This is a genomic window from Pseudomonadota bacterium (genome assembly GCA_039193195.1).
In the GTDB taxonomy this organism is placed as follows: domain Bacteria; phylum Pseudomonadota; class Gammaproteobacteria; order Steroidobacterales; family JBCBZW01; genus JBCBZW01.
In genome coordinates this window covers 1-19,044 of the sequence record JBCCWS010000068.1, presented here as the reverse complement: position 1 = coordinate 19,044, position 19,044 = coordinate 1, and the positions used below count along the sequence as shown (strand labels likewise).

Sequence of the window (19,044 nt, the reverse complement as noted above, 5' to 3'; positions counted from 1 at the left end):
GCGCCCGCGGCGGAGCCGGCTCCTGCGCCTGCGGCGGCCGCGCCGGCGCCGGCGGCGCCAGCTGCTGCCCCGCCGACCAAGGCGGAAGTCATTCGGATGCACGAGTCCGTGGACCGCCCGGACATGCTCATCGGCTCCACTTACAAGGTGAAGACGCCGGTGTCCGACCATGCGATGTACGTGACGATCAACGACATCATCTTGAACGAGGGCACGGCGCACGAGCAGCGTCGGCCGTTCGAGGTGTTCATCAACTCGAAGAACCTCGATCACTACCAGTGGATCGTGGCGCTGACGCGCGTGATCTCAGCCGTGTTCCGTAAGGGTGGGGACGTGACCTTCCTGGTGGATGAGCTGAAGGCTGTGTTTGATCCGCGTGGGGGGTATTGGAAGTCTGGTGGCGTGTTCATGCCGTCGATCATTGCTGAGCTTGGCTATGTGATCGAACGGCACCTGAAGCGAATTGGGCTGTTAACTGATGTTGGGCCGGATGAGCAGCAGCAGAAGCTCATCGAGGAGAAGCGGTCGGAGTTTGAGGCGCAGTCTTCTCAGCAGGATGCGTTTGCGGAGACGGGGGCGTTTCCGGAGGGGGCGCAGTTGTGTGGGAAGTGCAATACCGTGGCGGTGGTGAGTATCGACAACTGTATGACCTGCTTGAATTGTGGGGATAGTAAGTGCGGGTGATTGCGCGCAAGCTGTGGGTGTATGCATAAGACGCCATTTTGCGCCCATATAGCAGGCATCTTTTGACCCCATAAGTCGCCATTTGATGGTTTGAGCCCGGATTGTCCTTCTTCTTGGAGGGGCTCTCCGGGCTTTTCTTATCTCGCTGTTGTTGCTTCTTCCAGTGGAATGGGTGGCTGCTCGCCAATTGGGAGCGCTTTTCTATGCGAGTCTCTCAGCGAGTTCCCTTGGCTAGAGTCCGATCCCGCGTAGGACCTGAACAGCGAATAGGAAGAGGAAACCGACACCGGCTAGCAACAGGCCACGCAAGAAACGCTTTCGTTTCAGGTCGCGCAGGCGAGATACCGTTATTAGCTCGTAGGCGAGCTCTCTAATTGGACTGGCGTTCTTCGCTGCGATCGCAAGCGCGCCGGCAGATCTTGTCTGATCAAGGTCAACAAACAACACCCGGTCTTTTTCTGCGTGTTCCTCGATATGCCTCTGTTCCTCTGCTTTTCTCGTCGGGTAAAGCACGGCACCAAACGAGACGATCGGCAGAATCGTGGCGAGCCAACCGAGGCCGATCGCAAGCGCGCCGATCTCGTTGTCTGCACCTGGTAAAAGGTCTCCGATCCGGCCGACGATCCCAAGCGCGAAGATGTACCCGACCCCAACGATCTGGGCCTTCGTGTCGTATGCCCGAACTGTTGCCTGGGCTTCTTCCAATCCCAGCTTCAATAGATCGATGGCGGAGTTGTCGGAGTCAGCGATCTTTGCGGGCGTTTGTTCGTCGTTCATTGCTTCTAGAAGGTGATCATCGCGCGAATCACGAACGCGTTGGTCACGTCCACGAAAAACGCAGCAACCAGAGGCAGGATGATGAACGCCAAGGGCGCCGGACCATTGGCCTTAGCGACGGCCGTCATGTTGGCGATGGCGGTGGGTGTAGCGCCGAGGGCAAACCCACCGAAGCCGGCGCTCAGAACGGCAGCTTGATAGTCCCTTCCCATCAGGGGGAACAGCACGAGGAGGATGAATGCCACGGCGGCAAGGGTCTGCAGAAGGAGCAGCACCAACAAAGGTCCCGCGACCCCGGCGATCGTCCATAGCTGCATGCTCATGAGAGACATGGCTAGGAACAGGCCCAATGAGAAATCCGACACCAGCGCTAGCGCTCGGGTGCGGGCGGGCCAGCGCATGCGCGGAAACAGGTGAGGAACAGTGTTGGATAGCACGATGGCTGTCAACAGACACGCCACGAACAGTGGTAGCTTGAAGCCCACGCGGCCGAGTGCGTCGTTGACGAACCAGCCGATGATGATCGAGACGTGCAGCACCAAGATAACTCTCATGATGCTGAGATGGCCGATCGTCTCCGTCTCTTCCTTCTCGTAGGTGATGCCGACGACAGGCGCCTCCTGCCCCCCGCTGAGCTGGTGACGGCCGATGATGAACTTCGCGATCGGCCCACCGATCAGGCTGGCAATGATCAATCCGAGTGTGGCAGAGGCTACGCCAACTTCTAAGGCGTTGGAGATGCCCTGGGCCATGAAGTCCGGTGCCCACGCGATTGCCGTCCCGTGACCGCCTATCAGCGACGTCGAGCCCGTTAGAACGCCGATGGCCAGGGGAAGTCCGAGTATCTGAGCGCCCGCCATGCCAACGAGGTTTTGCACCAGGATGTAGGTAAGTGTCAGCCCTAGTAGAATCGCTAGTGGTTTGCCGCCACTCACCAGATCGCTAAAGCGGGCGTTCAAGCCGATGGCGGTAAAGAAATAAACCAACAAGCGATCGCGCGTCTCGAGATCGTAGGTCACCTCGACGTCTAGGAGGAGATAGATCGCGAATGTGACGGTGGCAGCAACCAGACCGCCGCTTACGGGCTCTGGGATGTTGTAGGTGCGGAGCAGGCGGAATCTGCGCGTGAGATCGACGCCTACGAAATACACGAGGATGCCGGCAGTGTAGGCGAGGAAGCTAGGGACAGTGATCTCAGTCACACGGACGACCTCCCTCCACAATCAGCGACGCAGCTCGAGCGCCTGTGAGTACGACAGAACATGCGTGCGGGACAATGCTAGCTTCTCGGCGGTTCCTGTGGATCCCAGCCACCGCCGAGGGCTTTGTACAGGCGCACTAGGTTCGAAACGATGGTGCCCTCGCTCGCCACCCTATTACTCTGCACACTCAGCAGAGAGCGTTCGGCATCCAGTACTGCGATGAAGTCGGACGCACCAGCTTCGTAGCGCATCCGCGCAACATCAGCAGCTCGCTCGGTAGCTGCGGCTGATTCGACTAGTGCACGGTAGCGTAGTTGTTCTTCCGTGAAGGCGGTGATCGCATTCTCAACCTCCTCCAGCGCACCGAGTACCGTTCGCTCGTATTGAATCAGTGCCTGCTCCTGCACGGCACTCTGCACCTCGATTTGCTGCCGCGTACGTCCTCCGTCGAAGAGGTTCCAGCGCACGCTCGGACCGATTCCGAAGGTACGGCTATCGCTGTCGGTGAGGCTGGATACGGATAGGGCCTCCAAGCCGATCGTGCCGCTTAGTGTGAATTTCGGGTAAAGCTCCGCGACAGCCACGCCGACGCGTGCCGTCTCCGCCGCGAGCTGGCGCTCCGCCTGTCGCACGTCGGGGCGGCGTCGCAGTGTCTCTGCGGGAACACCTACTGCCAGCTGAACCGGCGGTGTAGGAATGGGCGCAGGCTCGCTCAGTTGCTCCTCTAGCGCGCCTGGCGCCTGCCCCACCAACACCGCTAGCCGATTCTTGACTTGCGCCAGTGACTGACGGGCGCGCGGGATCTCAGAACGGGTGTTGGCCACGTTCGAGACGGCCCTGTCGTAGTCGAGCTGGGTGACTGCGCCAGCGCGGTATTGCGCTTCCACGATCTCCAGCGTCTCCAATTGGTTGTCGAGATTGTCTTGCGCCACCGCGAGCTGTGATTGATACGCTCGCAGCTCGATGTAGTTCACCGCCACTTCGGCCAGCATCGAGATCAACACGTCGCGACGTGCCTCCTCGGCGGTACGCAAGTCCGCATCTGCCGCTTCGATGGATCGACGCCGACCGCCGAAAAGGTCGAGTTCCCAGCCTGCATCGAAGGACGCGGAGTACAGCTGCGAGGAGTTGCCGCCGGATCCGGCACTGGTGGCGGACGCACCTGCCTGGATCGTGGGGAAACGGCTGCCCCCGGTGGCCGCGCGCTGCGCTCGCGCCTGGCGCAGTTGCGCCTGCGCTGTGCGCAAGTCGAGGTTGGCATTGATCGCGCGACCAATCAGGTTGTTCAGTGTGTCATCCCCGAGCGTCTCCCACCAAGCGGAAAGTGACGTGGGATTCAGCTCAGCCGTTGTAAGCCCACCTTTCAAGCGCGTTGCCCAAGCGCTCGGTGACTCCAGTTCGGGGGGCTCGTAGTCCGGCCCCACGGTCGTGCAGGCCGTGGCGGCCAGTGCCGCGCACAGAGCGGCGAGTGTGTTGCCCTTCATGCGAGTTGCTCCTGTAGTTCGACACCTGCGGGAGGTCGCTTTCGCAAGCCTCGAAAGAGCAAGCTGTAGAGCACCGGGACGAAGCCCAGGGTGAGCACGGTGCCCACACCGAGCCCACACATGATGACGATGGCCATGCCGTACCAGAACTCGCCGCCGAACAACGCAAGTGGGAGCAGGCCGACCACCGTGGTGATTGTCGTCATGATGATCGGCCGAGTTCGGGCGAGTGCGGCTCTTACGATCGCATCGTCGACGTCGAGGCCGTCCTTTCGGCCCTGATCGATGCGGTCGATGAGTACGATGCCATTGTTGATGATGATGCCGGCCAGGCTGAACAGTCCCAGCATTGCAGTGAAGTCGAAGAACGCATCGAACGCCGCCAGGCCGAAGTTGGCGCCGATGACGATCAGCGGAATCGTCAGCATCACAACTCCCGTGCGCCGGAACGAATTGAACTGGAGTACGAGCAGCAGAATGATCAGGAACAGCGCATGCGGCGCATAGGCGAACAGCTTGGTGCCTGACTCCTGCGCTGTGCGAATCTCGCCCTCGACGCTGATCTCATGTCCTGGGGGCACCTCGATTGCGTCGAGCCGTGATTGCATCGCCGCGTAGAGCTCGACAGCGGTAAGCGTCGGATGCTTGGCGGCGATCGTAAGCGCCCGTTCCTGGTTGTAGCGTCGGATCCGACTTGCTTGGACTTCGCCCCGAAAGTCGGCCACCTGCAACAGGGGTACTGCCACCCCATCCGCGGAAAGCACTTCAGCGGAGCGCAGATCGTCGAGCGTATCGCGGTCTTGTGGACGCGCTCGAATGGTGACGGGGATGACCTTGCTTCCCTCTCGATAGCTTGTGACGGGTTGCCCGTCGAGTACTGCGGATAGGGTGTTGGCGATGTCCTCGCTAGTGACCTGAGCGCGGCGCGCGCGCTCCTGATCGATGTCTACCTGGAGTTTCAGGACCGAGTTCTCCCAGTCGCTGCGTACGGACTGCACGCCGGAGACGCTGTAGAAGGCATCTTTGATCTGGTCGCCGAGCAGGCGTAGCGAATCCACGTCGGGTCCTCGCGCCCGAATCTCCACGGTACCGAGGGGCGCCGCGCCCAGGAACAGTATGTCCGTGCGGCCATCAGCTTGTGGCATGTCGCGTTTGAGGTAGCGCTCCACGCGGCTCATGACCACGTTGATCTGATCGGCACGCTGGGTGTTGACGACGAAGAAGGCCTTGTTGGGTTGCGGGTCGTTCGGGCTAAGGGCCAGGAAGAACCTAGGTCCGCCGGATCCGACGTAGGAGAGTACATCGGTGACTTCGGGATTCTGCATCTTGTCGGTAAGGAAGCTTGCCAGGCTCTCGGTCGCCTCCATCGTACTGGTGATGTGCGCTTCTGCCGAAGATCGAGATACACGGTGAACTGATTGCGTTCCGATGGGCCGAGCGAGCGCTGTTTGACGTGCTGGAATACGTTTCCGGCGGCGAAGAGCAGCCCAACCATGACGAGGACGAAGAGCAATCGTTGGCTCAACATGCCGTTGAGCAACCAGCGGTAGATGCGATAGCCCGCCGAGCTGTAGGTCTCACCCTGTGTTTGCTCGGTCTTCGCGTCAGGCAGAAACCAATAGCAGAAGGCTGGCGTGATGCTGATCGCCAGCACCCACGAACTTAGCAGGGCGATCGCCAACACTTGTCCCAGGGAGCGCAGGAACTCACCACTCGAGTCCTTGATCAGTACCAGGGGCAAAAACGCGATGACCGTGGTCAGCGAACTGGTAAGCAACGGGATGGCGAGAGACTTGGAAGCAGCCAAAGCCGCCTCAAGGCGCTCAATTCCCGAATCCATGCGCTGGCGGATATCCTCGGCGATGACGACACCGTTATCCACCAGCAGGCCGAGGGCGACGATAATGGCGGCGATGGAGATACGGTGCAGTTCGATCCCCCATACGGACATGCCAATTAGCGTCACCATCATCGTCAGCGGCACCATCGCGCCGACGATCAGACCGGTACGCCACCCGAGAAACAGCATGACGACGACAAGTACCACCCCCATCGTCTGTAGGAGGTTGTTGCTGGCGTTGGCGACGGAGGCCTGCACCAGGTCGGGCTGAAAGATCGCCACGTCGAGGCTCATGCCGAGCGGTAATAGCGGCGTCAGACTGGCGAGTGCGGTCGTCACCTGCTCACCGAGAGCGACGACGTTGGACGCCTCTACCATCGACAACCCGAGCACAATTGCCGGTTGGTTGTTGTAGTAGGCGGGTGATTCGGCGGGCTCCACGTAGCCGCGGCGAACCGTCGCCAAGTCTCGCAGGTAGATGACCTCGCCGCTGTCCGCCTCGATGGCGAGGTTGCGAATGTCCTCGACGGAGGAAAAATCCCCCGAAGGCTCGATGACTACACTCTGTCCGGCAGCATTGACCGAACCACCGGGGAGTACGACATTCTGGCTGTTCAGTGCCGTTACGATCGCCGAGGGTGTGAGGTCGAACTGCGACATGAAGCTGGTATCGAACTCTAGCCAAATGCGTTCGTCCTGCACCCCGTAAAGGTCCACGCGGGCTACCAGCGGGAGCGCGGCAAGGCGATCCTTAACGTCATCGGCAACTGCCTTCAATTCCCGCATTGCGTAGTCAGGGCCGGTCAGCGCGAGGGTGATGACGGCGACGCGACCGAAGTCGTCATTCACCTGTGGCCCCTGTGCTCCCTGGGGCAAGCTGCCGCGCAGGTCGTCCATCTTGTTGCGCAGGTTGGACCAGATCGGTTCCATGTCGTCGTAGCGCGGATGAGCCTCGGGGGTAACGATGGACAGACCTGTCATGGAGATCGACTTGATCTTGTCGATCTCGGGCATCTCGCTGATCTTCTCCTCGATCGGCTTGGTGACAAGCTGCTCGATTCGTTCGGGCGAAAGGCCGGGGAAGGTAGTGACGACCTGTGCTCCGCGCAGGGTGACTTCGGGGTCTTCCTGACGTGGCTGGCTGCTGTAGATGAGGAGGCCACCGAGCAGGAATACGGCGACTAGCAATATCGTAAAGCGAGCGTTCTCGATCGCGAAGCGCGCGAGCCTATCCACCGGTGAGGCCCCGCTCCTGGGTCCAGGGCTCGACCTCCATCCCCTCGCGCAGGAATGCGACGCCCGCGCTGATCACCCGGTCACCTGGAGCCAGCCCCTCAAATACTTCGAGCTGATCACCGCGTAGCCCCCCGACGACCACATCGCGGGCCGTCACGCGATTATCGTTCGCGATCAGAAACACCGGTACCGTGCCCTCCTCGGCATCGCTACCGGCCTTGGTTCGATTCACTACGCCGTGATCGATGGCCAGAGCAGACAGCGGAATCAGGTAGACTGCCCTGTCTTCGAGGTACTCGGTGAAGTTAAATGTGACGCTGGCGGTCATGCCCGGCCTCAGGGGCAACTCTGTGGCGGCAAGCTGCACGCGTACAGGGTAGGCATTGCCGGACTGCGACTGGGCTGCGATCTCCGTGACCACACCATAGATGGTCTGATTCTCCACCGATGGCAGCTGGATCTGTACCGCCTGGCTGTAGTCTACGTATCTGATGAGTGTTTCCGGTACGCGGACCTGCACTTCGAGCACATCATCCGCCTGTACCACGAAGGCCTCTCCGCCCGCAGAAACCTCTTGGAAGGTATCGATCGAGCGCGTCGCTACGGTGCCGGCGAAGGGTGCCGTTAGCTCTGCCCGGGTCAGATCACGTTCGCGCTGGGCGAGCTCGCTTTGCGCCGCGCGCACGTTGCCACGAGCAGCTGCGTGGTTGGCCGTTGCCGTATCCAACTCCGCCTGAGATGCTGCACGCTTCTCAAACAGGCCAGCCGTCCGCTCGTAAACCTGGTGCGTCTCCACCGCGGTGGCCCGGCTTACGCTCAACTGCGCTCGGGCCTGTTCGACGGCCAGTCGTAGCGGCTCCGCATCGAGGCGCGCCAGCGTCTGGCCAACCGCGACACGATCTCCCTGGCTCACGAGCACCTCAGCCACCGTGCCGGAAACGGCAAAACCCAACGGCGAGGTATCAGCAGCGACCAGGCGGCCGGACAGGCGCCGAACCTGACCCCCGGTCTGCTCACCGACGGCGAAGAACTTCACCCGAGGAATCGTTTCCACCACCGGGGGGGCTTCCTTCGCACACCCCGCCAGCAACGTCAGTGCGAGCACCACCACCGGTGTCGCGTGCCACCTGAAGCTCATCCGCGCTTCTCCGCTCGGTTATCCAGTAAGAAACAGAGGCTTGCCTCGTTACCAAAGGCAGCGTACGCGAGTACAGTACGACAAAATTTTTGCATCGGGGTTGTGCGAAGACGATGGAGCGCCACCTGTTCGGAGAGCTGGGATCGTGTTGATCAGGCCGCTGCTGCTCGGCACCGTCTTGATCGTGGCCAACGTCGTTGCGCATGTCGCCTACCTGGTGTGGCTGGCGACGTTGCTGCACGGCCTCACCGCCGCCGGATCACTCGGCAAAGGTGCGGAGGGATTGGTACTCGCCCTCGCCATCGCGGTCCTCGGCCTGATCGCGGTTCACACGGTGTCCGCCTGGGTGTGGGCCCTCATCTACTTGGCGATCGGCGAGTTCACCGAGCTGACGCGAGCCTTGTACTTTTCCGTGGTCACCTCGACCACGCTCGGTTATGGCGACGTCACCTTGTCTGAGCGTTGGCGCCTACTCGCCAGCTTCGAGGCGATGGGCGGGCTGGTGCTATTCGGCGCGAGCACCGCCTTCTTGCTAGGCGTTGCCGGGAGTTGGTTTCGCCATCTCGTGCCGGTGGGTGGATAAGGGCGCTCCCTCAGAAGGTCGTGCCGATGTTCAGAAACACGGCGTACCGTCCTTCATCGCTCAATCCGATACCTATCGACGTGGGTCCGATCGGTGTGTCGGCGCCCAGATACACGCCCACGGATCCGATGTTCTCTTCGGCTCCCTGCGAGAACAGGTCGAAGGCGACGTTGGCGTATTCGACACTGAGCCCCGCATACAGAGGTAGGCTGAATACCTGATCAGTGTTGGTGAGTCGTCTGAACACTTCGACTGATGCCAGAGCATAGCGGTTGGTCGGCAGGGAGTTCGGAGAGAAGGCCGAGAGCTGGCGAAAGCCGCCGAGAGATAGAATCTCGATAGGCTCGTCGTCATCACTGTCGACGGATTCGGCCCGAACACGGAAGCCGAAGCCGAACGAGCCCTTGTGCGCTGCCTGCAGGAAAGACAAACGGTACTTCGTGTTCTGCCCCTGCTCATCGAGGCTCTCCAGGTACTGGATCGACGAAATCAAGCGCGAGCCGGCGAGAGGCCAGTGGCCGGAGTCGAGCGTATCGACGGCGAAGCGGGCTCCGACGCCGAGGAGCGCGTACTTTTCTGTTTGGAAGGTGTCGGGATCGACAGTGACCTGGGGGCGAACGCGCCCGACGGTGGCGATGGTCTCAGCGGAAAGCACACCCCACGCTCCTAGCTCGCGGCCGAGCCGCAACCTGAGGTTCCCCGCTTGCTGCCAGAACTCCCCGACCCGGAAGTCTGCGATGTCGAACAGGATCTCTTCGGCCCTGTACTCGATACCCGGTTGTACGAAGAATCGACTGTTTGCACCAAAGGGCTGATGCAACTCAACCGTCGCGCCAAGATTGGTACCGAACTCCCCTGATAGCCGAAGCTCGCCTCCATTAGACGAGAATGGGCGGCGCGATACCTCTGCCAGCAGTCCGTAGTTGGAGTCTCCATCGAGATTGCTCTGAGCACGTAGCCCCATGGAGATAAGTGTGCGTCCCAGGGGGCGCTCGTTGAGCACCAGCACCGGGCGTATGCCGTCATGGCTGAAGTCCACCTCGCCGAAGCCACCAAACGATCGGATGTCTCGTAGCTTGCGGCTGAGAAGCGTCGCATCGTCCAGATCAGAGGGGGCGTAGTCCAGGCGAGTAAGGACTGCGTCGTCGTCGATCACGGTGCTGTTTGCGATAGCGATCTGAGGCTCAAAGCTCGGAATCTCAGGCCTAGGGGCTCGCGAAGCCGGCCGTGCTGTGCGGCGTATATGTTCTAGGCCTTCACGTGAAGCCTCCACCGCCGCCCGACCACGCGCAACACCTTCCATCACCCTGTCGAAGGCGGTGATGCTGAATCCCTCCGACTCCGGGCGGATCAGCAGGTCATCGTCGTCCAATAGTGCTAGCTGATGCTTGTGATTCTGCCAAACGAGCAGCCGACCCAACTGCTGGGTCACGTCGGCTATAGAAGCAGTCGGTTCCAACTCGGGGGGCTTGAGTGTCAGATCGATCGCGATGACGATATCTGCTCCCATGTCCAGCACGGCCTGAACAGGTAGGTTCTGGGCAAGACCACCATCGAGGTAGGCGCGGCCGTCGATTTCACGAGGAGCGAATACCGCCGGAAGTGCCATGCTCGCAAGCACCGCCTCCACCAAGTCCCCACCACGGAATACGTGAGCTTCGCCCGTCGAGATATCGGTGGCGACGGCGCGAAATGGCACTACGAGTTCGTCGAAGTCAGAGTCCCTTGGCACTGCGAATAGAAGGCTTCGGTAGAATGCCTTTAGCTCCGACATGCTCGCGAGCCCACCAGGTAGCAGGAAACTTCCGTCCTCACCGATGCCGCCGACGTAGCCGGTGAGGAAACGGTCGCGACGCTCCTTTTCAAGGTAGCCGTTGTCCCGCCTGCGCAACGGAGCATTGAACAGTTCGTTCCAAGGCGCTTCGGCAAAGATCTGCTCGATCTCCTCGGCGCGGTAGCCAGTGGCGTAGAGGGCTCCTACGACCGACCCCATACTGGTGCCGGAGATGCAGTGGATGGGCACGCCGAGTTCTTCAAGCACCTGCAGCACGCCGATCTGGGTGCTCGCCAGGGCACCCCCACCGCTGAGCACGAGGCCGATATCCGGTCCATCGTCGTCGTCGAAATCACAGGCACGGATGGGTGGTGCGAGCAGACTGATGCCGATGAGCGCCCCACAGATGACGGCGCGGTGCAGGGTTGACCAACTGAGCATCAGACCTCCGGTTCTACGGCTCGGGCGGGAGTAGACTAGACACTGGCTTTGAGTGAAAGGCGCAGCCTCGATGGTATCGGAGCCAACGAAGCTCCCAAGGGTCCAACTGTAGGCTACGCTCACTCTGCTCCGGTCGTCTTCAGTGCGCCACCGCAGCCATCGCAAGAGCAATGAGGGGACGTCATGGAACTTAGACCGATGGGGATTCTGCTGTGGGTGTGCGCGATCCCACTCGCAACTGCTCCCGCGTTCGCTGAACAAGGGCGCTACGAGTACTGCAAAGAAGTGGCCCGAGACATATCTGGCTATCGCGGCCCGATACCAGCCGAGTACAAGGAGTCTACTAGCGTGCTTGAGGGCGCCGCAAAAGGGGCGGCTAGCGGCGCGGCGGCTGGCTGGATTACCGGCAAAGACGCTGGGAAGGCGGCTAAGCGAGGAGCCGCGTTAGGCGCGCTAATCGCCGGTATCAAAAAGGGTGTAGAAGATGAGAAGCGGCGTGAGAACGAGGCCAAGAGGCGTATCTATCGTCGAGAACTCCAAGCGTGCATGGAAGAGGGGAGAGACTGATATGAGTATTCTTCGATGCCTGCTAAAGGTGGGTAAGCGGGGCGTTGTGGCTTCGGTTGCTGCGGTGCTTGGTGTAGCACCATTGATGTCGCAAGCGGAACACCATGAACAGCCGGACGACTCCTTCAACCTAGCTACATTGGAATGTTGGGACCTTACAGGGCTTGAGGAGAGCGATCGCGCTTATGCGCTGCTTATGGTCTACGGGTATGTCGCAGGTCAGAGTTCCATGAGTACGCAGAGCGCAAGCGGGATCCAGGCTGCTTTTGAGATCATCGGCCGTCTGTGTGATGCTAATCCGGATATGTACGTGGCGTCTGCCGTGAAGCGCGCTGTAGGGCACGACGAAGAGTAGCATTTGGAGACGGGCGGCTCCGAATCGGTTGAGGTTGCCTTGGTCTTGGATCGGCGAGGTGACCGCGGCCAGCCGTGTGCTACGTCTTCGTGCGCTCGGGTATAGATTTGGCGTAGTCGGGTTGCCGGCTGAGTTAGCTAGCTGGCGACGCCGACGCCGACGCTCTCCTTGCGCGTCCTTGCACCCTGGGATATCGCGGTAACATCCTGGGTGGTACTTGCCAGTGACAGTTTGGCCGACTTCCCCATAGTCAGCGTAGTAGCAGTCATACCAGTCGTCATCGCCCTCGGCCTCGCGCTCGGCGATCTTCGCTGGTCATTGGCATAGTAGATATGTCTTGGCGAAAATCCCGCCTTATGCGTCATTCGGCGAGGAGAGTCGGGCCTTATGGGGGTGACGAGTCTCGCTATATGGCGATCCTAGGCTGAGGATGTCTTTGATTCGGTGAGGTAGGCAGTAAGGGGCTTTTGGGCAAACCCACACATAAAGCGTGATTTTGTCCCCATAAGCCGTTATTAATGACCCCATAAGTCGTTACTTACGACCTCGAGCCCGGAAATGCAGCCTCAGAGGCTGTGTTTCCGGGCTTTTTGTTCTCCTTCTATCCGATCATGCTTTCCACGACTGTCAGACGGCCACTAGTATCGAAGGTGCAGAGTCATCCGGTGGCACCTTTCTTTCGTAGTAGTGCCGTTGCATGTGTTCCTTGAGTAGTGGGTTCTTCGCTACCAACCGATTGTTTTCGCTGCATTGGTTTGGGTCCCAGTAGCTTGCGCTTGAAGTGGAGCCGAAGGCAGTGTCTAGATCGTTCGGAATTCAGCGCCGACGCGGGGACTGCATCGTTGAGCCTCGCCAGTTCCTACTTGCGTCTGAGCTAGTAGGACTGCTCCGCATTTCATTCCCATGCGGTGGAGAGGTTCGGGTTCGACGAATCGTGACGCGCTCATGCGCCCACCGGACGCAGAAATATCCTAGTTGGAAAATGGGTCGGATGATCGAGTGCGAATCGATCAACGAGCTATTCGCTGCGCGCATCTATGACTTCGACTCGGATGTCGTTTCATTCCACGAGCAAGCGCTTCGCATCCACTACCTGGAGCATGGAGAGGAGCGCACCCACGTTCCGGATTTCGTCGTGCGTCGATTGGCTCGCACGGACATTGACGAGATCAAGGATAAGTTGGACGAGGCGAGTGAAGTAGACGCCGTTCGCTCAGCGCTCCTTACTCCCCTACTAGCGCAGTTGGGTATTCGATATCGACTGCGTATTGTCGACAAGTCTCGCTTTCGTAACCGCATCAGCTTCTATCGTTTGATTCTGCGACTCGGCCGTGTCGAGCCAACGCAGCTTGAGCGCGAGGGCGCTCGGCAACTACTGAAGGCGCGTAGCTGCCTCTACTGGGCTGATGTGGAGCGTGGAGCCCTTGGGGCGCGCAGTTGTAGCGTTGCGGCTCGCCTCATTCTGGAAGGCGCCGTCTTCGTAGTGAACGTCGATGAGCCCAGTCATGATGAAATTCAGCTTCTTCCGCAGTCCAGGGGTATGCAACCCCCTGATCCGTGGGGGATGTAGCGATGGGAGTCGCTGCGTTTCGCGCCGGTGTTGAGGTCACGATCGATGGGGTGGTCCATCGGCTGATTCGTAAGGTCGATTGCAACGTCTGGCAACTCGAACACACACGGACACTGAGAATTTGCGAGTACCGAACGGCGGCGCTTCGCCAGATGTACGAGCAGGGGAAGCTCAAGTTTTCGAACTCAAAGTTCTCGAACGGCATCGTGGGCGGCGCAAAGCTATCAAGCATCAACGAAGAGCAATGGGCCAAGGCGAAATCTAGAAGGGCGTACGTAGCTGCCGTTCTGCATCTCCCCTCAACTCAGAATCAGATTCGAACAGTCGTGGAGGAGGTCTACAGGCAATTGGGTTCAGAGGGCCCGTGTCCTCACCCTAAAACCGTATTGGAGTGGAAGCGCCGTTACCTAGCATCGGGTAGCGACCTATGCAGCCTGATAGATCAATCGCATCGGAAGGGAAACCGGGGAAGTCGGTTTCCAGAAGAAACCATCGAGCTGATAAAGGACGTCATCGACGATGTGTACATGACGCTCGAGAGGAGGACGTACCAAGACGTGCTCGATGAGGCACTCGATCGCATTAAGAAGGAAAACGCGCTGCGGCCTCGCCAGATACACCTACGTCCGCCGACCGCGCGTACGGTCCGACGCCTGATCCATGAGATCCCAGCATTCGATCGCGTGGCGGCTCGGTACGGCCGTACGGTCGCGATGCACCGCTTTCGATCTGTGCAGTGCTTCTCGGTCGCGAACCAACCGCTCGAGCGCGCCGAGATCGACCACACACGGCTGGATCTCATTGTCATCGACGATCAGACCTTTATGCCACTAGGGCGGCCATGGCTGACGGTCTGCTTGGATGCGCGAACCCGATGCGTGCTCGGCATCTATCTGGGCTTCGAGCCCCCAAGTCATCTGAGCGTTGCCGCGTGTCTTCGCCACGCCGTGCTTCCCAAGACGACAATACGCCAGGAGTATCCGTCGATAGAGAACGAGTGGATCGCTCACGGAGTGATGCAAGAACTCGTCGTCGACAACGGCATGGAGTTCCACAGTGCGAGCCTGGAGAACGCCTGTCTTACCTTAGGTATCGAGATCCACTACTCGGCCCGGAAGACACCGTGGCATAAGGGCAAGGTCGAGCGCTTCCTCAAGTCGCTGAACGATAGCGTGGCCCACAGCAGCCCTGGAACGACGTTCAGCAACGTGCTGGAGAAAGGAGACTACGACGCTACCAAGCACGCGATCGTGCGACTGAACACCGTACAGGAGATCGTGCGGAAGTGGATCGTCGACGTATATCACCAGCGGCCGCACCGAGCGATCGGCGTGCCTCCGCATCTTGATTGGGCCACGTCGATCGCCGAAGAGGACATCCTCCTACCAGAAGACCCAGCGTTACTAGATGCCATCCTCGGGCGTGTCGACACGCGAACACTTACGCATAAGGGCATTGAGTTGGACGGGCTCTTCTACAACGCACCCGAGTTGTTGTATATGCGTGTGCGTTGCGGACCGAAGCTCACTGTCGAGTTGCGTATAGACGATACGGACATCGGGCAGATCATGGTCGTCTGCCCGAAGACGGGCGAGCTCTATCGAGTGCCTGCGCTCCACTACGCCTACGCGTCTGGGTTGTCTCGGTGGCAGCACAAGGTCTGCAAGAGCTACTCCCGGCGGATCCTCAAGGCGAAGCAACCGGACGCTTGGCTCAAAGCCAAACACGACATCTCCGGGATGGTGCGAGATGAGTTTCTTGTACGAGGCAAGGGGCTCCGAACTCGTGCCGCAAGGTTCAAGAACGCCGGTGACCAACGTGTCCTCGAGACAGAGGCGTTGGAAGCCTCGTCTGAGGCGAGTGCGTTCGACGATGACGTTGAGGCCGAACAGTTCTGGGAAGAGTCTGAGGACGATTCCGATCTGGAATACGAGCCGATTCGGCCGGTGTATCGAAAGCGTTCTCGCTCGCCCGAGGAGCTGTAAGCATGGCCCGCGGGAAGAAACCGGGCAACGAGGTGTTCACAGCCATCGAATCGACGCTCGTGTTGCACCCAGCGTTCGTCGCTGCCAATAAGCGGGTCGAGCAGGTGTTTCGGCGATCGCAGGTGTCGCTGGAACCCGTGTGCCTCTCCATCCATGGGGAGTCGAGGACAGGCAAATCCACGGTGCTCGAGGAATTCCGCCTGCCGCATCCCACGACTCGGCATGACTACGGCCTCGAGGTGCCGGTGCTCCAGGTCAGTACACCCGCTGAGCCGACGGTCATGGGGCTTGTGGAGTTGATGCTGCTGGAGATTGGAGACCCTCGAAACTACGTGGGCACTAAGTACCAGAAGACGACGCGTCTCATCAAGCTGATGGCGGCCACACAGACGCGGGTGGTCTGTATCGATGAGTTTCAGCACTTCGTCGATAAGTCGTCCTTCAAGGTGCTCCATCACGTCGCAGACTGGCTCAAAGTCCTGGTGGATGAGGCTAATGTCGGTCTCGTGGTTGCAGGCCTGACCAGATGCCAAGCAGTGATCCGCCAGAACGAGCAGCTACGGGGCCGCTTTCTGGCGCCCGTCGTCATGCCGAGGTTCGACTGGGAGAGCGAGCAAAGCCGTCAGCAGTTCATCGCGATCCTGGCATCCTTCCACGAATCGATGAGCCGGTACTTCGACGTGCCGCGCTTCGACACTGAGGAGATGGGATTTCGCTTCTACGTAGGCTGCGGTGGGTTGATCGGATACCTGGCCAAGTTCCTCAACCAGCTGGTCTGGAACGCGGGGGAGGCGGGCAAGAAGGTGATCACCCTCCGTGACATGCACAAGGCGCACACGCAAGCGGTTTTCGTGATCGAGGGGCCGCGAGCGTGCCCGAGGCCTTTCACCCGTCAGTTCGAACCGCAACCCGAGAGCCAAGCGATGCTCGCGGCGGCACGTCGAGTGGGGGTCGAGGCGGAACCTGGAGTACCCAATGGCCGGACATCGAAGAAAAGGCGTCTGACCGTCAACGACGTGTTGAAGGCCTGACATGCTGCCAATGACACCCGGTCCCGAAAAGAACGAGAGTCTGGTGGGCTATCTCATCAGGGTTGCGGAGATCAATGGCTACGATTCGCCAGGCACGGTGGCTTGCTACGCGGGATATCGGTCTGGTGCACAGGTGCTGGCCAAGTGCGATCTGCAGCCTTTGGCGACCGCGTTGAACAGAGACGCCAGCGAGCTCAGGCGAATCAGCTACGCTGAGGAAGCCGAGGGCTCACCGGGGCACATCCAGTTTGCCGGGCACGTGATCTCCACTTGGCGCGTGGCGCGCATCCTTTCACCGAAGGCCACAACCGTGTGCCCGAAGTGTATTGCAGAGAAGGGGTATCTCGAGTCGTTCTGGGATCTGACCTTGGCCGTCGCCTGCCCAAAGCACCGGTGCGAGGCGGTCAGCGTCTGCCCCGCGTGTCAGTCCCCAGTCAGTTGGTTGAGGTCGGGCCTTCTGACCTGTCGGTGCGGTGCATCGCTCAGCAGCAGCAAGGGTGTGCGTGTCGATGAATCGGAGGCGGAGCTCGTCGAGCTGCTTAGGCTGAAGCTCTACCGCCGCCGACTGACGCTGTGCGCGAACCGTTCCGAGTTTCCGGTGGCCGAGTTCAAAGCGATGTCCTTCCATCAGCTGGCGTCGGTCCTGTTCATCCTCGGTCAGCATATGAGCGGCGTCACGCATGAAGAGGCGATGAAGGACCCTCAGGCAGTGGTAGCTACCGCTGCACGAGCGCTGCGCCAGTGGCCCAGAGGCTTCCACAAAGCGCTCCGTCGGTTGGGCGCCGAGCGAGGCGTGAACACTGATCAGCTCGATCAGCTCCGACAGCTGTATGGCGGTTTCTTTCGCGCCATCACTACCGAACGCAGTCTTGCGGCTGAAGCATCGTTCCTCCGCGCCGAGTTTGAGGCATTCCTGGTGAAACATGAGTGCGGCCGCTATCTTGAGGTCAAACGACTCGATCGTCAGAAAGCCATCCGTCTACGGCCGTCGATGAACGTGAGTTGGATCTGTGATCGATTCGATGTCCAGCCGAAACGGCTAGAAGGGTGGTGTAAAGCAGCGCACAAGAGCAACGCGGCGATATCGCCGATGGATCTGAAGCGATTCGTGGTGCAAGCGGAGCTCATGAATCACTTGGGGAGAGCCAGACAGTCGACTATTGGCGCGCGGCGAGCCGCGGCGCTTGTCGGCGTTCCGGTCTCCGTCCTGAAGGGACTTCGAGGTCTAGGGTACCTGGAGCCATCCAGTCGCGTGAATCGCCAGGGCGCCTATCTCTTGAGCGATATCGACGGGCTGGCGAACGCTCTTCGTGCGATCGGCGGACGCGTATCCGAGAATTCAGTCGACATGGATACTCACGTGTCCTTGGCCAGGCTGCTGGAAACCGCTACGTTCTGGTCCGCAGGCGGAAAAGCAGAGTTTCTATTGCGTGTGCTGGACGGAAGACTGAAGGCTGTCGGTCGGACCGGCGATACGCTGCACCAGCTGTACTTCAGCAAGGCGGAAGTTGGGGAATACATCGGGGCGACGAAGGAAGCGCAGTCGAAAGGTGGTGTGACGCGCAACAAAGCCGCGGAGATGCTTGGGTGTCCATCAGGGTACATTGATCATTTAGCGGACTTGGGTTACATCAAGCGGGTTACGGGCCCCTACTACCGGCGCATCGATGTCAGTAGCGTGCGGAAGTTCGGACGCGAGTACTGTTCACTCACCGCACTCGCGAACCAAACAGGCACGTCCACTCGGTCGCTGATGCGCATGGCGAAAGGTGCGGAGCTTCAGATCCTGTCGGTGAAGACCGGTAGCGCCGTGGAGTCCGGGTTTGTCCCGCGCTCAGAAGTTCGCACGCTCAAGGCAATAATTCGGGTTAGAGACAATCCGCCAGAGACACCGAGCGCGCCTACGGTCGTTGAGAGACTGAGTCAGTACTTCGAGTCGTTACGCCGTACGTCGACGGCGCTCCCCCGCGTTGGAACGAAGCCGAATCTGAGGGCAATCGCGAACGCTAGTGGCGTCAACCGATGCCTGTTCTACCAGAACCAAGAAGCCCGAGAGTTGCTTGGAGAGGCCGAGCGACACGATGCTCGTCGTTACGGGATCGACTCGCGACCGGAGTTGGAGATCCTCGCGGCCTACCTGAAAGAGTTGAAGGCTCGAGGCAAGAGCCTTCCTACCTACGGGGGAATCCCCAACAAGCGTCTAATTGCGCAGGAGGCGGGCGTGGACCGGAACCTGTGTAAGCGCTTCATTTGGGGCGTACTTCCCCTCGTAGCCTAACGGCCTCAGCCTCCTGGCACACCCCACCGCCAGGAGCCACGAAGATGCCAAGACGTAAGTCACCCAGCCCGAGCACCACTGCCGAGCGAGAACGCTACT

Annotated in this window: 15 protein-coding genes; 8 read left to right on the top strand and 7 right to left on the bottom strand. The window is 60.1% G+C overall.

Going from position 1 to position 19,044, the window contains the following annotated elements; all coding sequences use genetic code 11:
- Window positions 1-684: NrdJb (locus AAGA68_25895; protein MEM9388501.1), on the top strand; the 684-nt coding region annotated here is incomplete at its 5' end.
- A 231-nt stretch (window positions 685-915) separates the two neighbouring features.
- Here the strand turns inward: AAGA68_25895 and AAGA68_25890 are convergent.
- The 6 genes from AAGA68_25890 to AAGA68_25865 all read right to left on the bottom strand — a co-directional run bounded on the left by AAGA68_25890 (window position 916) and on the right by AAGA68_25865 (window position 8,361).
- On the bottom strand, window positions 916-1,461 hold the full coding sequence (locus tag AAGA68_25890) for a hypothetical protein (protein MEM9388500.1): 546 nt from the start codon (window positions 1,459-1,461) through the stop codon (window positions 916-918).
- A gap of 5 nt (window positions 1,462-1,466) precedes the next feature.
- Window positions 1,467-2,663 (bottom strand): sodium/glutamate symporter, encoded by a 1,197-nt coding sequence (gene gltS / locus AAGA68_25885; protein MEM9388499.1) that lies wholly within the window; start codon window positions 2,661-2,663, stop codon window positions 1,467-1,469.
- Window positions 2,664-2,740: 77 nt separating this feature from the next.
- On the bottom strand, window positions 2,741-4,147 hold the full coding sequence (locus AAGA68_25880; protein ID MEM9388498.1) for an efflux transporter outer membrane subunit: 1,407 nt from the start codon (window positions 4,145-4,147) through the stop codon (window positions 2,741-2,743).
- Entirely contained in the window at window positions 4,144-5,292 is a 1,149-nt protein-coding gene (locus tag AAGA68_25875) for an efflux RND transporter permease subunit (GenBank protein ID MEM9388497.1), read from the bottom strand. Before AAGA68_25875 ends, AAGA68_25880 begins: the two co-directional genes overlap by 4 nt.
- A gap of 29 nt (window positions 5,293-5,321) precedes the next feature.
- On the bottom strand, window positions 5,322-7,223 hold the full coding sequence (locus AAGA68_25870; GenBank protein MEM9388496.1) for an efflux RND transporter permease subunit: 1,902 nt from the start codon (window positions 7,221-7,223) through the stop codon (window positions 5,322-5,324).
- Window positions 7,216-8,361 (bottom strand): efflux RND transporter periplasmic adaptor subunit, encoded by a 1,146-nt coding sequence (locus AAGA68_25865; GenBank protein ID MEM9388495.1) that lies wholly within the window; start codon window positions 8,359-8,361, stop codon window positions 7,216-7,218. The genes AAGA68_25870 and AAGA68_25865 overlap by 8 nt, the downstream gene beginning before the upstream one ends.
- A gap of 145 nt (window positions 8,362-8,506) precedes the next feature.
- On the opposite strand from AAGA68_25865, the gene AAGA68_25860 reads away from it, so the two are divergent.
- Entirely contained in the window at window positions 8,507-8,944 is a 438-nt protein-coding gene (locus tag AAGA68_25860; GenBank protein MEM9388494.1) for an ion channel, read from the top strand.
- 10 nt (window positions 8,945-8,954) lie between these two features.
- Here the strand turns inward: AAGA68_25860 and AAGA68_25855 are convergent, their stop codons facing one another.
- The gene (locus AAGA68_25855) at window positions 8,955-11,159 is read right to left on the bottom strand and encodes a patatin-like phospholipase family protein (GenBank protein MEM9388493.1); all 2,205 of its coding nucleotides are present in this window, start codon (window positions 11,157-11,159) and stop codon (window positions 8,955-8,957) included.
- 183 nt (window positions 11,160-11,342) lie between these two features.
- Between AAGA68_25855 and AAGA68_25850 the strand changes: the two genes are divergently transcribed.
- From AAGA68_25850 to AAGA68_25825, 6 genes are all read left to right on the top strand, one after another.
- Window positions 11,343-11,726, top strand: a complete 384-nt coding sequence (locus AAGA68_25850) for a hypothetical protein (protein ID MEM9388492.1) — start codon at window positions 11,343-11,345, stop codon at window positions 11,724-11,726.
- A gap of 1 nt (window position 11,727) precedes the next feature.
- Window positions 11,728-12,081, top strand: coding sequence for an HdeA/HdeB family chaperone (locus AAGA68_25845; protein MEM9388491.1), 354 nt, complete (start codon window positions 11,728-11,730; stop codon window positions 12,079-12,081).
- A gap of 991 nt (window positions 12,082-13,072) precedes the next feature.
- Window positions 13,073-13,651, top strand: a complete 579-nt coding sequence (locus AAGA68_25840) for a hypothetical protein (GenBank protein MEM9388490.1) — start codon at window positions 13,073-13,075, stop codon at window positions 13,649-13,651.
- A 527-nt stretch (window positions 13,652-14,178) separates the two neighbouring features.
- On the top strand, window positions 14,179-15,636 hold the full coding sequence (locus AAGA68_25835; GenBank protein ID MEM9388489.1) for a Mu transposase C-terminal domain-containing protein: 1,458 nt from the start codon (window positions 14,179-14,181) through the stop codon (window positions 15,634-15,636).
- A gap of 2 nt (window positions 15,637-15,638) precedes the next feature.
- Window positions 15,639-16,667, top strand: a complete 1,029-nt coding sequence (locus AAGA68_25830) for a TniB family NTP-binding protein (GenBank protein ID MEM9388488.1) — start codon at window positions 15,639-15,641, stop codon at window positions 16,665-16,667.
- Window position 16,668: 1 nt separating this feature from the next.
- A complete protein-coding gene (locus AAGA68_25825; GenBank protein MEM9388487.1) occupies window positions 16,669-18,945 on the top strand; it encodes a TniQ family protein in 2,277 nt (758 codons plus the stop codon).
- Window positions 18,946-19,044 lie beyond the last annotated feature (99 nt).